Origin of the sequence: Paenibacillus sp. MY03, from assembly GCF_002165585.1 — a bacterium.
GTDB classification, from domain to species: Bacteria; Bacillota; Bacilli; order Paenibacillales; family Paenibacillaceae; genus Pristimantibacillus; species Pristimantibacillus agaridevorans.
On sequence record NZ_MXQD01000014.1, the window covers coordinates 68,572 to 83,844 of the forward strand.

The 15,273-nt window shown below is 47.7% G+C and carries 10 protein-coding genes; 4 read left to right on the forward strand and 6 right to left on the reverse strand.

The features are described 5' to 3' along the window. The first annotated feature begins 4 nt into the window (after nt 1–4). The 3 genes from B1748_RS16045 to B1748_RS16055 are packed head-to-tail and all read left to right on the forward strand — an operon-like array spanning nt 5 to nt 2,281. Nucleotides 5–859 (forward strand): ABC transporter ATP-binding protein, encoded by an 855-nt coding sequence (locus B1748_RS16045; protein WP_087568943.1) that lies wholly within the window; start codon nt 5–7, stop codon nt 857–859. Then, on the forward strand, nt 856–1,572 hold the full coding sequence (locus tag B1748_RS16050; RefSeq protein ID WP_087568944.1) for a fluoroquinolone export ABC transporter permease subunit: 717 nt from the start codon (nt 856–858) through the stop codon (nt 1,570–1,572). Before B1748_RS16045 ends, B1748_RS16050 begins: the two co-directional genes overlap by 4 nt. Further along, entirely contained in the window at nt 1,553–2,281 is a 729-nt protein-coding gene (locus B1748_RS16055; protein WP_143810308.1) for a hypothetical protein, read from the forward strand. The genes B1748_RS16050 and B1748_RS16055 overlap by 20 nt, the downstream gene beginning before the upstream one ends. A gap of 538 nt (nt 2,282–2,819) precedes the next feature. On the opposite strand, the gene B1748_RS16060 is transcribed toward B1748_RS16055, so the two are convergent. The 4 genes from B1748_RS16060 to B1748_RS16075 all read right to left on the reverse strand — a co-directional run bounded on the left by B1748_RS16060 (nt 2,820) and on the right by B1748_RS16075 (nt 7,668). After that, complete coding sequence (locus B1748_RS16060; protein WP_087568946.1) at nt 2,820–4,217, reverse strand: sulfatase family protein; 1,398 nt, start codon at nt 4,215–4,217, stop codon at nt 2,820–2,822. A gap of 16 nt (nt 4,218–4,233) precedes the next feature. Beyond that, nucleotides 4,234–5,097, reverse strand: coding sequence for a carbohydrate ABC transporter permease (locus B1748_RS16065; protein WP_373271278.1), 864 nt, complete (start codon nt 5,095–5,097; stop codon nt 4,234–4,236). A 17-nt stretch (nt 5,098–5,114) separates the two neighbouring features. Beyond that, entirely contained in the window at nt 5,115–6,014 is a 900-nt protein-coding gene (locus B1748_RS16070) for an ABC transporter permease (RefSeq protein WP_087569051.1), read from the reverse strand. 79 nt (nt 6,015–6,093) lie between these two features. Next, on the reverse strand, nt 6,094–7,668 hold the full coding sequence (locus tag B1748_RS16075) for an extracellular solute-binding protein (protein WP_087568947.1): 1,575 nt from the start codon (nt 7,666–7,668) through the stop codon (nt 6,094–6,096). Nucleotides 7,669–7,883: 215 nt separating this feature from the next. On the opposite strand from B1748_RS16075, the gene B1748_RS16080 reads away from it, so the two are divergent. After that, nucleotides 7,884–10,088: a helix-turn-helix domain-containing protein gene (locus B1748_RS16080; RefSeq protein ID WP_087568948.1), complete on the forward strand. Its 2,205-nt coding sequence runs from the start codon at nt 7,884–7,886 to the stop codon at nt 10,086–10,088. 457 nt (nt 10,089–10,545) lie between these two features. Here the strand turns inward: B1748_RS16080 and B1748_RS16085 are convergent, their stop codons facing one another. Next, nucleotides 10,546–13,221, reverse strand: a complete 2,676-nt coding sequence (locus B1748_RS16085; protein WP_087568949.1) for a hypothetical protein — start codon at nt 13,219–13,221, stop codon at nt 10,546–10,548. 516 nt (nt 13,222–13,737) lie between these two features. Next, nucleotides 13,738–15,243, reverse strand: a complete 1,506-nt coding sequence (locus B1748_RS16090; protein ID WP_087568950.1) for a sulfatase family protein — start codon at nt 15,241–15,243, stop codon at nt 13,738–13,740. Nucleotides 15,244–15,273 lie beyond the last annotated feature (30 nt).

Sequence of the window (15,273 nt, forward strand, 5' to 3'; positions counted from 1 at the left end):
CGTTATGATCGAGGCGACCCATTTAGCCTATGTCTATCCTGCTGCCAAACGTCCTGTCCTGGATGGACTTCACTTTCACATCCAGAAAGGAGAAATCTTTGGATTTCTTGGACCTTCCGGGGCTGGAAAAAGCACAACGCAGCAAATTCTTATCGGGAAACTAAAGAAATATAGCGGCTCAGCTCGAGTGCTAGGCCAGGAAATTCGCTCAGCGAATGCAGCGTTTTATGAACGCATTGGCGTCGCTTATGAATTCCCTCATTTCTACAATCGCTTTACGGCGCTTGAGAATCTGCAGCACTTCCGTTCTCTTTATCGGAATCAACTGACCAATCCGGTTGCGTTGCTGAAGCAGGTCGGGCTGGAGGATGCCGCCCACAAAAAAGTAGAAAGCTTTTCCAAAGGCATGAAAATGAGGCTTAATTATTGCCGTTCCGTTCTAAACAATCCGGAGCTGTTGTTTCTCGACGAGCCGACTTCTGGTCTCGACCCCGTACATGTCGACAATCTGAAACGTCTAATCGAAGCCAGACGCCAAGCCGGAGCGACAATTGTCATTACGACCCATAACATGCAAGCCGCCGAGCAGCTATGCGACAGGGTGGCTTTTATGATGGACGGGCAAATCCGCTTTATTGACTCGCCCCGAAACTTAAAGTTGCTGAGCGGCGAACGAAAAGTACGTGTGGAATACGAGCTTGGAGAAAAGCGAGCGACGGAGGATTTTCCAATAGAGGGTATCGGGGTAAATGAGCGTTACCTGTCACTCATTCGCTCGCATCGAATCGTAACCATGCATACGTTGGAAGCATCGCTTGAAGACATCTTTATCGCCGCTGCTGGAAGCAAAACGCCATGAGGTTATCGCGACTGGTTTGGTTCGATGTCTGCTATCAATGGCGGCATCGCTATTATCTGGTCTATCTGATCGTCTGCTCCGTGTACGTTGGCATTTTGCACGCGATCCCGGATTCCTACGCTGAGCACGTACTTGTATTGCTCACCTTTTCCGATCCATCAGCGCTCGGGCTATTGCTTGCCGGCAGTATCCTTCTGCTTGAACGGGATCAGGGAATCTGGAATGCACTTTTTTCAACTCCCTTGCGGGCTTGGGAATACCTGACCTCCAAGTGCTTATCTCTTGGCTTTTTGTCTCTGTTGGCTGCATTGGCTATTCATTTACCTGTTAGCGGTTTGCCGAAATCTCCCTTTGCTTTCCTACTTGGCATCACGCTAACATCGTTTTTCTTTACCCTGTTGGGCATGGCTGCTGCCTTGAACAGTCGCTCGATCAACGGCTTTTTGATACGTTCACAACTTTTTGCCCTGCCCTTTACACTTCCCATTCTGGAATATTTAAACGTGGCTCATATTCCATTGGACCGTCTACTACCATCCAATGGCTCTCTTATTCTAATCTCAGGTTCTGCTCGTCCACCTGCACCAGCCGAGACTGGATATGCGTTTGCTATTCTGACCCTATGGATCATCGGTGCCGGAATCATCACCTTGTCTTTACTAATTGCGAATACCAGACAGCGGGAGGATCGTCATGGCTCTGAACAAATATAGCGCATTGCTGCGACAGGATTTAAGAAATGGGTTGCGCGACCCCATGCTTATGCTTATTTTCATCGGTTCTTTGTTGATTATTGCTGTATTTCGATACGGTTTGCCTTTACTAAGTAATTGGCTTTTCGTGAAGCTGGGGGTTGACTTGCAGCCTTATCATTCACATATCGCTGCCTTTCTCCTCTCATTAATTCCGCTCCTTATCGGTTCTGCAGCAGGATTGCTCATGCTCGATGAAAAAGACGAACGCATTGTGGACTACTATGCCGTCACTCCCTTGCGCAAACAAGGCTATTTCATTTATCGCCTGCTCTTGCCTGTGACACTCTGCAGTTTGTTCCTGCTGCTATTTATAGGGGTCAGCGATAATCCTTCAGCACATTCAGCATTGCCTTTGCTGTTGCTTGCTCTTGAAGCCCCCCTGTATGCTTTGTTCCTGGCAAGCGTTGCATCCAACAAAGTCGAAGGACTGGCCTTAACCAAATTTATCAGTCTTTCCGTCCTCGGTGCAATATGCTCAAACTTAGCGACTGCTCCCTGGCATTGGTTGGGAAGCTGGCTTCCGGCTTTTTGGCCGTTTCAGCTTTACCTTAGCCTTGGTCATACAGGGTCCATCCAGGCTGCTCATCTGGTTCAGTTCCTGATGGGCCTCGCTTTTCATTACCTTCTTCTATATGCTGGATTAAGATGCTTCTCCCGCCAAATATAAGCTTCTTACCTAACCCTCGATGTACCGAAAAATCGGAACTAAGCAAAGTACGGTCACTCGGAACAATGTTGTTTTGTAAATGGTCGATTTTATGGAACTGGGGATTGATCACTTTACTATAACCTGCTCTTGTTCTAAATTTTTGGCCCTGCGCAAAAAGGATCATCTCATTGCAAGACAGTGAAGGACTTCGGCATATTGCTGACGATGTGCTCTGTGAGGCATTTCAAGAAGAACTGGGACTCACGTCTAACTCAGCCGCTCAGCTCAGTCGTAAACACGATCAAGTGTATCCAGAGCTGCTGCAGCAAATGTTAGAGCGCATTGTCAAACGGATTTTGCCACATACCGAGCCCCAACTCACCGCCATTCGACGTAAACAGACCCTCATGGATGGATTTCCATGGCTCTGTTGTGTTGAACTCCTAAGTCAAAGAAATTCATCTCATGGGTTGTGACCACCGTTATCTCGATAATGTAAACTTCTATTTTAAGGGCACGAAACTCAAAAATGATCGGCTTTTTGAGATGTAATAAGTTAATACACCCATGTCCGAGGCAGAGGCCGTTCTACCTGCAGCGTTCTGACAAGCATTCGCTTACGCATCTCCTGCAGCAGCTCTCTATGCTCTGGTTCGTCTGCCAGATTCATATACTGCATGGGATCCATACGAAGATCGAACAGCGACTCCTTCCCGTCAGACTCGCAGACGTAGCGATGATGCTTCGTGCGAATATTCTTCCAGCCGTGGAACTCCATAAGCGCTTCTTCCTTGCCTTCAAACGACTCATTGCGCAGCAGCCTACGGAACGATTCGCCCTGCAATGATTGATGAATCGGAATGCCCGCACATTCAAGCAGGGTCGGCAAGACATCTACGGCTTCAACGAGCCCATCGAACTTGCGGCCAGGCTCTGCTATGCCTCTTGGCCAACGTACGATGCAAGGTACACGACTGATACAGTCCTCGCCTGGATAGCCCTTCTGATAGCGGAGATGATCGCCCAAATATTCTCCGTGATCGGACGTGAAGAGCACAATCGTATTGTCGGAGAGACCCAGCTCCTCTAAGCGATCCAACAGCTTCCCGACATAATAATCCACTTCACTAATCATGGCATAATAGCCCTGTTTGACGGACCGAAGCTCCTTGTCGGAGAAATGGGTATCGCTTCGCATTTGATTGATATGGGGCGGATAATGAGGAAGCGACAGCTTCTCAGGATCATACAAGTCCAAAAATCGCTGCGGCGCTACCCATGGCGTATGGGGAGAATAGAAGCCGGCAATGCATAACCAGGTATCCTCCCGATGCTGCTCCATAAACGACTCGGTTTGCTCTGCCACAAAGGCGGAATGCGTCAGATGATCCCGCCCCGGGAACGCTGCGGCATGCTTCGGCTCACGCTCAGGATGTGTTACTTCGTCCTTCACACCCATAATACGATAATAATGCTCTGCAGCAGGCGGGAGGCCCAAGCTTAGATGCTCCAGTTGATCAGGCTCCTTCGCCCTCACCCATGCCCGATAAGCGTCCTCGTAGCAGCCCGGCTCATCCGAAATTTCCAGGTGGTCAAAGTCATAGCTGGGATGAATGTCACGATGATCCCGATTGGAGTGAGGAAGAAAATGAAGCTTGCCGATATTTCCAGTAACATAACCGTAATTTTTCACCAGCTTGGGCAAGGTGACGACATCCTCTGGTACAGGCACCGCCATATGCGTAATGCCAAGCGTTGAAGGGTATTGGCCGCTTAGGAAGCTGATTCGGCTTGGCATGCAAATCGGATTTTGCACAAAATAATGGGATAGATTCACACCTTCTGCTGCCAGCCGATCCAGATTCGGCGTCAATATTTCCGAATTGCCATTGGCCCTGAGCGCATCCCATCGCTGTTGATCTGTATAGATGAGCAATATATTGGGTCTGTTCATGCCAGTCACTCTCCTCCTAACCTTTCACCGATCCGATTAAAGCGCCCTTAACAAAATATTTCTGAAGGAAGGGATAGACGCAAAGAATGGGCAGCGTAGACACCATAATGGTGGCATACTTCAGAGCTTCCTCGGAGATGGAATAGCTTCCTCCTGAATAGCCCTCATTGTTCATCATCTGTCCCGCTAACACGATGTTCCGAAGAATGACTTGAAGCGGATATAGATCTGAATTTCGCAAATAAATGAGAGGCGTCATGTAATTATTCCAGATAAACACGGCATAGAACAAACCTACAGTCGCCAGCACAGGCTTGGATAGCGGCAAGCACATCCTCCAGAAGACGCCAAAATCGTTCAGCCCATCCAGCTTGGCGGATTCTTCAATTTCTGTGGGAAAGCCTTGAAAAAACGTCCGCATAATAATGAGGTTCCACGTAGAGACCGCACCTGGAATAACCATTGCCCAAATCGTGTTGACTAGTCCAAGCTCCTTCACAACAAGGAACGTTGGAATCATGCCGCCGCTGAAGAACATGGTAAATATGATGAATAGCATCGTTGGCCTATTGAACACCATCGATCGCTTGGATAACGGGTAAGCGCCCACAGCGGTTATGGTCAGTGAAACCATCGTACCTAATGTGACATACAGCAAGGTGTTTCGGTAACCATTCAAGATTCGCCCGTCCTCGAATACATAACTGTACATATCCAGCGTAAAGCCCTTAGGCCACAGATATACTTCTCCCCTTGCGATATAAGAGGGGCTGCTGAATGATACAGCAGTCATATATAAGAAAGGGTATAAGGTTATGACGACGACTACGAACATGAAAAGAAGGATTACGACGTCTGACCATCCGATATTTTTATTCACGCTGTACCGCCTCTCTCTTACCATAAGCTGTTTTCCCCGAACTTTCGACTTACTGCATTCGCGGTATAGACAAAGAAGAAACTGATAAATCCGGTAAACACATCAATAGCTGTGGCATAGCTATAATTGCCCTGTACGAGCCCCACTCGATATACATAGGTACTAATAATGTCAGCCGTGGAATACGTCGAAGGCGTATACAACAAATATACTTTCTCGAAGCCGATCTCCAGAACGTTACCGATATTGAGCAGCAGCATGATGACGATTGCCGGCGCAATGCCAGGCAAGGATATGTGGAACATTTGGCGAAGACGGCTCGCTCCATCCATTCGTGCCGCTTCATACAACCCAGGGTCGACGGCGGTTAATGCCGCAAGATAAATAATCGTCTCCCACCCCATATGCTGCCAAATTTCGGAGGACACATAGATCGTTCGGAACCATTCCGGCATACTGAGAAAGTTAACCTTCTCCAGCCCAATCGCTTCCAGCAGTTGGTTGATCGGCCCTCCACTCGGAGACAAAAACATAACGACCATTCCGGCAACAACCACATTGGATATAAAATGCGGCATATAGCTTACAGATTGGACAAATCGTTTAACGACCTGGAATCGCACCTCGTTCAGTAATAGGGCGAACAGGATGGGAATCGGGAATCCGAAGGCCAGCTTGTATATGCCAAGCAGCAGTGTATTGCGAATCAGCTCAAAAAAATCGGGATTGTTCAGAAACATATGAAAATACTTCCACCCAACCCACTTGCTCTCCATGACGCCGCGAAATAAATTGTAATCCTTAAAAGCAATCAGAATGCCTGCGATCGGCAAATATTTAAACAAAATGTAGAACACTACGATGGGCAATAGCATAAGCAGCAGCACTCTATCCTGCCTCATCCGTTTCCATATCATCATAGGTGTTATCACTCCCTGGCAGAAAGGGCGGCAAGCATCGTTTCATTCACTCCTGTCCGCCCCTTGAAGTTATGCTTTATTGCATAGTAAGCGCTCGATCGTGAGCATTCTTGAACACTTCCACAACTTGAGGAACGCCTAGATCATTTGCTTCCTTCACGTATTGGTCCCATTCAGAGAGGCTTCTTGTGCCAATAATGAAACGAGCTATATTCTCTTGATAGTGCTTCTGTATGCCCTGTCCAACCGTTGCCAGCACTTGAAGCTCCTCCTCCGTCATCGCTGGACGCGGCTGTGGAATCGCCTCGTATTGTTCGACCATACCAAATGCATCGTTTAAGGTATCGGATGCCAGCGCCAGATATGCGTCGAAATCCATGGCGGCATAAGAGCCATTGGTTACCATTCCAGTCTGAATACGCAGATCGCCAAAGTCTTTGAAGTCCGTTTTGAACTCTTTCTTCTCATTTACGATCTGGAACGACTCGCCCTCCTTGCCCCAGCTGACAAGCGCGATGCCTTCCGGCGAATACATGAAGTCCATGTACCGGATGACGGCATCCAGCTTCTCTGTAGTCGATGCGATGGCGAAGCCTGATGTCTGGAAGGCAGTAAACGGATTTTGTTGCTTGCCATTTGGCCCGCCAGCTATTGGCGGCATGTAGGCCAGCTGGAATTCCGGCTTATCCGGAATTGCAGCCTTATATTCGTCAATAATGCCGATGAAGTCCGCCGACATGAACCCCTTGTCTTGAGCGAACAAATCCCGGCTTTGATTTCTCTGAAGCGACATGAAGTCTGGCGGGATCAGCCCTGCCTGATAGAACTTGCTCAAATACTCCAACATGGATTTGAAATTGTCCTCAATAGGACCATATTTCCATTGCTTCGAGCCGTGGTCAAAATAAGCAAGCTCCGACGTGCCATTATAAGCGCTTGTGCCAAAATTGGGGGCGATATTCGTCACCGTTGTCAAATTATCAAAAAAATTCAGCGGGTAGCTTTCGGGATACAACGTTTTCAGCTCCAGAGCTACGTCATAAAGTTCATCATAGTTGGTTGGCACATTCAGCCCATGCTTCTCAAATACATCCTCCCGGTAAAGCCAGACGCGCCGGAACTGTTCCCCAAGCCCGTAGTTCGGCATGATATAATTTTTCCCGTCTGCGGACGTAACCGACTGCTTGATATCAGGATGCGCTTCCAAGAACGCTTTATAATTCGGCATCTTATCCAGATGCTCCGTCACATCAACAAAAGCGCCTTGAGCTCCGAATCGATTCGCCTGCTGAGGGTTGTTCAGAAAGAGAAGATCCGGCAGGTCGCCTGAAGCGATAGTTAGATTTAATGCGTTCTCATAATCCGCTCCTGGGACACCTTCAGCATCAAAGCTGATGCCTGTCGCCTCTTTAATGTTCTGGTATACAGGCCAGTTCTCGTTAAAAGGCCATACTGGATGATTGACAACCATCATACGCAGCGTCTCAGGTTCCTTGTCTTTAACTGGCTCCTCTGAAGCGGTTGGCTTATTTCCTTCTGATACGACTTCATTCCCATTCCCATTGGTTCCCCCGCCGCTGCATCCCGCTATAAGGACAGCTCCTAACAGGATCAACGTCAGCAGATAATGAATACCTCTCTTCTTGTTCATGCGCAACTCCCTTTCTCATGTCGTATTTGTCGTTCACAAGGCTAAGCTTAGTCCCCAGACAGGGCATGTGGATAGACACGCTTCCCCATATGATTGGCAAAGTTCTATAAATCTGTATACATGACAATAATCTTTAAAGGCGTCAATACCGCTGCATTGCGATATTCTTATAAAATAGATATGATGTTATAGCATCGCAGGAAGGAGTTGCCTCCATGATCACAAAAAGGTCAAGTCTCTTCACTAAAATATTTCTTGGATTTCTAACGATCATCATCTTGCTATCTATTATTCTGCTCGTATCCTTTGGCATTTTTCGCAACAGCGTAAGACAGGAGATCGTAAGCTTCCACGAGTTAAGCCTGGCGCATACCGTATCCAATTACGAAAATCGACTCAATATAGTAAAAAACTTATTGCTTACCATGTATTACGATGAGGATGTCAGTCTGCTGTATCAGCAGCTGCAGCGCGGCAACAAACAAAATGTCGACTATTTGCGTCTTAACAACATCTGGTCAGACATTCGAGCCCATGCTGCCAATCCCCTCTTGAATATTGAAAATATCGCTTTATACTTTGACCCCTTGTCTTTCGTTGTCGAAAAAGATGGTACCCATGGGGCTGATGAGTTTTTCTCCAAGTACCTCTCCAGCCCTGACTATACACTTGATTTCTTCGACCAGCAAATGTCGACAAGTCAGCTGCTCCAGACGTTCCCAGCTGCCTCATTCAAAAATTATTATCAGGCTTCGAAGGAACTCCTACCTGTCGTATTAAGCACGCCGTCCAATCATTATTTGATTGCTGGCTTCTTGGACGCGGATAAAATGTTCAATGCCCTGCACCCATCAGCAGATGGAAACTTCTATATATATAACAAGCATGGCGGCTTGCTTTATACATCAGCCGCTGAATACGAAGACGATTCCATCTTTAACGATATCAATGCTAATCAAGGATACCTTACACAAAACCATCATTATTATTTTTATCATAAAGGCGCATCTACGGGACTTATCTACATCCATGAAGTACCGATGAACCGTATCGTAGCCCGAATCAGCTCCCTTAATCAAATTGCTGGAGCCCTTTTTATATTTGCAGTAGCCCTTAGCATTATATTGGCCATATGGATGAGCCGGAGATTCAATCAGCCTTTGCTGCAGCTTATCCAAGCTGTTGTGAATCAGAAGCCCCCTTCATCCATGACGAACAGCCCGGCGGAGTTTCATCTGCTCCTGGACAAGCTCTCGCACATATTTACGGAAATCAAACGCAAGGATGCCGTGCTTACCAACTACAGCTTTATGAATCAAATGAGAAGAATTCACTCCAGCTCACCATTTCCCATACCGCTGGATCATCGCGATGGTTCCTTCATTCTGGTACTTTGCCATATCAATCTAAGAGAGCACGAGGAAGGGCAGCCAGTGGAGAAGGTTTCATATTTCATAAGAGAATTTATCGACCTGTTCATGTCTGATCGATTCTCCAAGTCTCGTACCTTCCAAATGGATGCCAATGAGGTGCTGACGGTTGTCTTCGATGTAGAGGAGCGACAGCTCCTGACCGAAGCAGCTGCACGAATGAAGCAGATATATGATCAGGATGTCGACCATTATCTGATCACCGTGTGCATAAGCGGAGAATACCAACGCACACAGCAATTTGAAGAGGCGTACCGGCAGGTGCAGCAACTGCTGCGGCAACGAATGATGATTCAAGAGACACAAATCATCTCGGAGCTTGCCACTCATATCGACTTTCCGTTATATCGGGAAAGCGATCTAGAGATTCTGTTCAATCATCTTGAGCAAGGGAATGCCTCCGCCGTCATTGAGCTGACAGACACGCTGATTGAACAGCTAAGGAGGAAGAAAGCTCCTGCCATACAATATAGACAGCTGGCGGAACGAATCGTTATTAAACGTGACGAGTTGGCGTTCCTTATCCAAGGTCAGTATCAATCAGACCGCCTCAAGGATCGAGACGAAATTAATGGATGTCTCTCTGCCGAGGAGCTATCCGCTTATCTCAGAGGTGTCATTTATGATATTTGCGTCAAAATCGAGGAGCGAAAGCTGGCAAAAGACGATGTCATTGATTTTGTGCTTCATTATGTGGAGCATCATTACAATGAAGATTTATCGCTGGACTCTGTTGCGAGCAAAATCAACTTATCTTCGGGTTATTTGTCCAACTATATCAAACAAAAGACTGGTGTAACCTTCAGTGAGCATATTATGGAGGTGCGAATTCGGAAGGCCAAGGAGATGCTGAGGGATTCGTCACTACCTATAGGTGTTATCGCGGAGAAGATCGGCTACTATAGTGCAACATCATTTAATCGATGGTTCAAGAAGGCGACCGGTCTGTCACCAGGAGAATATCGCAGGCAGTCTACGCTAAAGCACTGAATGCAAATGGCACCAGGTATACAAGAAAAGCAGCATCTTGAATCTATTATAAGTCTGTACTCTTCACCGAGATGCATACTATATAAGACGGTGTTTTGTTCTATTCTTTAAGCTACTTAAGTCGTTGAGTCTAACATACTCAACGACTTAAGGGGGAAAACCGCACAAATTTTGAAGGTGAAAAGCTTTTTTTAGTCATCGTACTTGCGATGCTTGACTAGCTGATGACCGTTCATAAATATTAATATATGAATCGCGACCTTCTTCTACTTGTAATTCAATCGGCTCTACGCAAGCGTTGTTCTTGGTTTTGAGTCAGGTGACGAAGAAATACCCCTTTCATGTTATCGATTGAATACAGCATAATTAATGTAGCCACTCTCAATAACAAAAGTGACGACACACATCGAAGAGATCATAAAGGTAGGATTGGTCAATCTTCACGGGATTCCGAAGATTACTTTGATATTAGCAAATGATCTATTATAAAAGAATTGCCGCTTTGTGGAGCATCCTCCCACAGATAGAAGGTAATAGACTTGATTTGAGTAGTTGACAATCCATTCACCGCCCCCCAGTAGCCGTCAGCCCCAGAAGTTTGGGCAGGCGAAGCGCCGAAGCTGCCCATCGTAATGGTGCGAGAAGCATTGGCATTTACGGTAAAATAGAACGTTCTCAGCTGTCCATTGTTATCCAGCACATTGCAGCGAATCTGTATCGGCAATGCGGTTGGGTTGGTCACATCTGCCGTGACGGAGGGCGCAGCCCCTAAATTCCACGGCGAAGCAGGCTTAAGCTCTACTCCAGCATATACCGTATCGAGAGTGCCGACATTGACCTTCATGGCGCGAACACCATCGGTTGCGCCTTGTGACACATACTGGATAGTCGCTTGGTTATAGGCGCTGATCAGGGATAGATTCTCCGAGGCTTCGAAGGATATCTTCGTATTCCCCGTGCTGCCGAATCTCGTCGCGTAGGCTTGAGCGTGAACCGTTTTGGCGGCATTGACCAGAGAAGCGTATGGCACGTCGGCCACATCTACAAATCCAAGATTGTAATTTTCGCCATCCCAATGACGGCCAAGCAGCGGCTCATCTACATATTGGAACCAATGCGCGCCGACAAAATAAGGATTCTGCAAAGCCGCATTCATGTAATTCGTAAATTTGGCCGCTCGTTCCTGCTGGCTTGACGCGGCGGATTCCGAATTCGGACCCGTTCCGAACATCCCTCTGTCATTCGATCCAAAGGCAAACTCGCCTACAATGGCAGGCTTGTTAAGCGCAGCGATATCCATCCAGCTATGCCCGTTCACTGATTCCTTGTAGACGTTGTAGCTCACCACATCCACATATTCGGCGGCGGCCTCCTGAACCTCCTTGCTAATGCCCCATTCCGCAAACCGGGAGCCTAGATACAAAGTGTTGGGCAGCGCTTGCGTCAAGGCGGCATCTACGATGCTGAAATACTTCCGGGCCAGAAGTTTCAGCATCGTTGAATAGTCGGGAATCATGCCGTTCGAGATTTGCGCCGGCTTGAACGGTGCGTCCATCGCAGTGAAGGAAGCGAATGAAGTTCCCCATTGGGCGTTCAGTGTTGCAATGTTGTTGTTGTATTTGGTTTTTAGATGGGCAATCATTGCACGTTTTGCATAACTTTTGCTATCGGCTGCATTCATGGCTAATATGTTGCTGATGAGCAAATATTTGCTCTGTGTAGTAGCGGGACTGCCCCATGGAATTTCATTATCTACATAAATGCCGATGAGCCATGGGTCCTGCGCTACTCCATACGCAACAATCTGATTCTGCACCATATCGCTCACGCTGACCGTGAACTGGGGATCATACGGATCGGCAACCCCTCCCCACTCCCCGCTTGGAATCGTAGTGTGGGTTCCCCAACTCGTCCAGCCATTGGCTACATACGCCAGCTTGTGCTGGGAGCCCTTGCCGAAGAACAGCGTCGGCTCCGACCAATTGCCAAGCGAGTTGAACCCCCAGTTCTTGAAGCGCGCCACAGATACATCCTTCCACTTATTGATATAATCGGTTCCGTATTTGCGTTCCAGGTTGGCCGAATAGTGATTGAACAGCCAGCCCTCTGTTTGCCCAAGCGGCGGACTGCCTACTGTCGTTGTATATCGGAAGTGCTCGCCGAGTGAGCTGTTCTTGGCCGGAAGATCCTTGAACATCGCATCTCGGCCCGAGATCCAGGTATGCATGTCGTCCAGGCGGACCACGTCCACACCGGTCGAGAAGAATAAGTACCCCTCAGGATCAACCAATGTCCACTTGCCGCCATATTGTGCAACCCTGAAGCGACCTGTAGCTTGCAGCTTGGGACCGTTCTTCCAGCCTCCGTATTGGCTTGTGGCGATTGGTTGAGAACCGTTAAGCGCAAGCGCTTCCTCTGCCTTATCGTTCAAGAGATCCTGATCACTGTTAATTTTCTCGCTCCAGCTTGCCCCTGTGTACTGACCATACTTATCAACGATGTCGTTCAAGTAGCTTAGATTCGAATTTGGGTCCTGGATAACTCTTAAATTATCGATGACCAAAGCTGTAGCTGTGCTGGGATACATCTGAAAAAATTGCAAAGAAACAACATTGGCGGGATCGATTGACTTATCTCCCCAAGCATAACCCATCTGCAAGCCGGCAGGATTGGGCGGCAGAAACCGCATTCCCAAATCCAGCACCGCGGAGCTGAGACTCAGAAAGTATTGTCTTGTCGTCCCTGCCTTCGATACCGCCTGACTAACGATGGAGTCCTTCACGCCGTCGGCTTGGGCGCTGTCATCCACACGCAGATAGAACGTAATATCCTTGTTCGTTGAATTCGTCAGTTCGAAAGCAATTGCATTGCCGGAGCCTACACTCCAGGGCGTAGTCGGCGCAAACTTCACCGATGGGAAGTCTGCAACCGCATAGTTGACCTTGAGCGCCTTAGACCCTGTCGTATTCGTTACAATCTGCAGTGTAGCGTTTGAGCCTGTAACATAGGAGGGAATTACGCCATTGTCGAAGTTCAAAATAGGGAACGGCGTGGCTGCAACTGCAGTGCCGGGCTGTACCGCCAGCCCGGCAATCATAGCCAAGATCAATAGACTTGCGAATAGTCGCTTCAAATTTTATTACCTCCCAAATAAATGGTTTATTAGTTGCCCCTTTCGTTGAGCTACCCTCCTTTCCCATATTTTTTCATTTATCAGAATGCGCTTTCATTGTAAATCAATGGTATTATGAGCTAATATGAAAATTTTAACGATATCCTGTAGATAAACAAAGATTATGAGTAACTACAGCAGGGGGGCTGTCTCAAAAAAGTCAGATCGAGACGGGGTTTCACTTCAACATGGATTACATTACCTGATGTATGCAGAAGCATACCGATCCGAAGAAGGGACAAGCACATCCATCATGTTGACAACGGTTTGACGCACATGCCTGCTTCCAATGCGGAAGTATTCACTCAATGCGGCGTATGAACTATCTAAGATAGGTTCAATTCATAAGAATCTCTATCGACTTCCGATGCTCTGATTTCGACCTAGTTATCGGAGAATTCCATCGCAAATAGACCATAGCATCCAACCTGTCGCAAGAAAGCTGGAAGGCTATGGTCTATTATTACAAACTGATCATTAAGTCGTTAACCTCATTCGCTCCAGCAGCACCGGATAGGCCGAATCATCGTCGCCCACTCTATGCTTCATCGCAAGCAGCTTTTTTTTCGCTTTTTCAATAAGTTCCTTGTATTCCGAATGTCCATATACATTATTCATCTCATAAGGATCCTGTCGTAAATCATAAAATTCCCATGATGCCGGTGTTTCTTCATCTAGTGCGCCCGAGGCATCCAGCGGCAAGCCGTAGAAGAAGATCAACTTGTATTCTCTCGTCCGCAAGCCGAAATGCGCCGGGTTATCATGATGCGTTAGATGCATCCAATAACGATAATAGATGGCGTCCTTCCATTCCATCTGTGACCCGTTCAACAGACCTCTAAAGCTGCTTCCGTCCACTTTGCAAGAATAGTCGGTATCGGCATAATCCAACAATGTCGGTCCGATATCAATATTGCTCACAAGCGACTCCATCACGGTGCCCGGCTCGATCTCCTTTGGATACCGAATGAGGAACGGCATTTGCAGCGCTTCTTCATAGATCCAGCGTTTGTCGATATAATCATGCTCGCCGAGAAACATCCCTTGATCGGAGGTATAGATAACAATCGTATGTTCCAGTTGACCGCTTTGCTCCAGGTAGTCCAGCAATCGGCCGACATTGTCATCGATCCCCTTGACGACTCGAAGATAATCCTTTAAATATTTCTGATACGCGGCTTTTGTTCGCTCTTCCGCATCCAGACCCGCGATCTCAAGAGGACCGGTCGGGTACGACGGATCACTCTGCCTCAAGACGGCATTCCGCTTCGGGTTACGCTCTGACACGGACGTACCGAAATCTCGAGAGCCTACCGAACGATGCTGCCGATTCTCCCACAGACTGTCCGGCTCCGGTATGTCTATACCGTCAAACAAGTTCTCATAACGAGGATGGTATTCGAAATCGTCATGCGGTGCCTTATGGTGACAATGGAGCATAAAGGGCTTGGATGAATCTCGAGATTCCAGCCACTCCAGACATTTGTCCGTAATAATGTCTGTCACATACCCAGCATGTGTCGTCCCTGTGCTCACATCATGAACATTGGAGATAGACGACCAGTCAAAGCCCGACCGCATAAAGCTGGGATTCCAATACGTTCCCTGCCCAGACAACACATCGTAATGATGGAAGCCCTGCGGCTCGCTGTGCAGATGCCACTTGCCGATAACAGCCGTCTCGTAGCCCGCTTTCTGCATTCTTCGAGGATACGTCTCCAGCTCCGTGCTCAAGCTGTCGCTTAACGTCTTCACACCATTATGGTGGGAATACAAACCGGTCAGAATCGTCGCCCGACTGGGTGTGCATATGGCATTTGTACAGAAGAAATTGCGGAATACCGCCCCTTCCTTGGCCAGCCTGTCGATGTGGGGAGTCGCGCATACCTCTGCCAGCCTGGAGCCGTAAGCACTAATGGCATTGGCTGCATGGTCATCTGACATAATAAATAATAGGTTGGGTCGATCATGAGATCCTGTCATATCTATTGTCCTCCGATACATATTGAATGC

Excerpts from the sequence above, each read along its gene's own strand:
- B1748_RS16090 (WP_087568950.1), bottom strand. The coding sequence starts at position 15,243 with ATGACAGGATCTCATGATCGACCCAACCTATTATTTATTATGTCAGAT.
- B1748_RS16045 (WP_087568943.1), top strand. The coding sequence starts at position 5 with ATGATCGAGGCGACCCATTTAGCCTATGTCTATCCTGCTGCCAAACGT.
- B1748_RS16070 (WP_087569051.1), bottom strand. The coding sequence starts at position 6,014 with ATGATATGGAAACGGATGAGGCAGGATAGAGTGCTGCTGCTTATGCTA.
- B1748_RS16050 (WP_087568944.1), top strand. The coding sequence starts at position 856 with ATGAGGTTATCGCGACTGGTTTGGTTCGATGTCTGCTATCAATGGCGG.
- B1748_RS16060 (WP_087568946.1), bottom strand. The coding sequence starts at position 4,217 with ATGAACAGACCCAATATATTGCTCATCTATACAGATCAACAGCGATGG.
- B1748_RS16055 (WP_143810308.1), top strand. The coding sequence starts at position 1,553 with ATGGCTCTGAACAAATATAGCGCATTGCTGCGACAGGATTTAAGAAAT.
- B1748_RS16080 (WP_087568948.1), top strand. The coding sequence starts at position 7,884 with ATGATCACAAAAAGGTCAAGTCTCTTCACTAAAATATTTCTTGGATTT.
- B1748_RS16075 (WP_087568947.1), bottom strand. The coding sequence starts at position 7,668 with ATGAACAAGAAGAGAGGTATTCATTATCTGCTGACGTTGATCCTGTTA.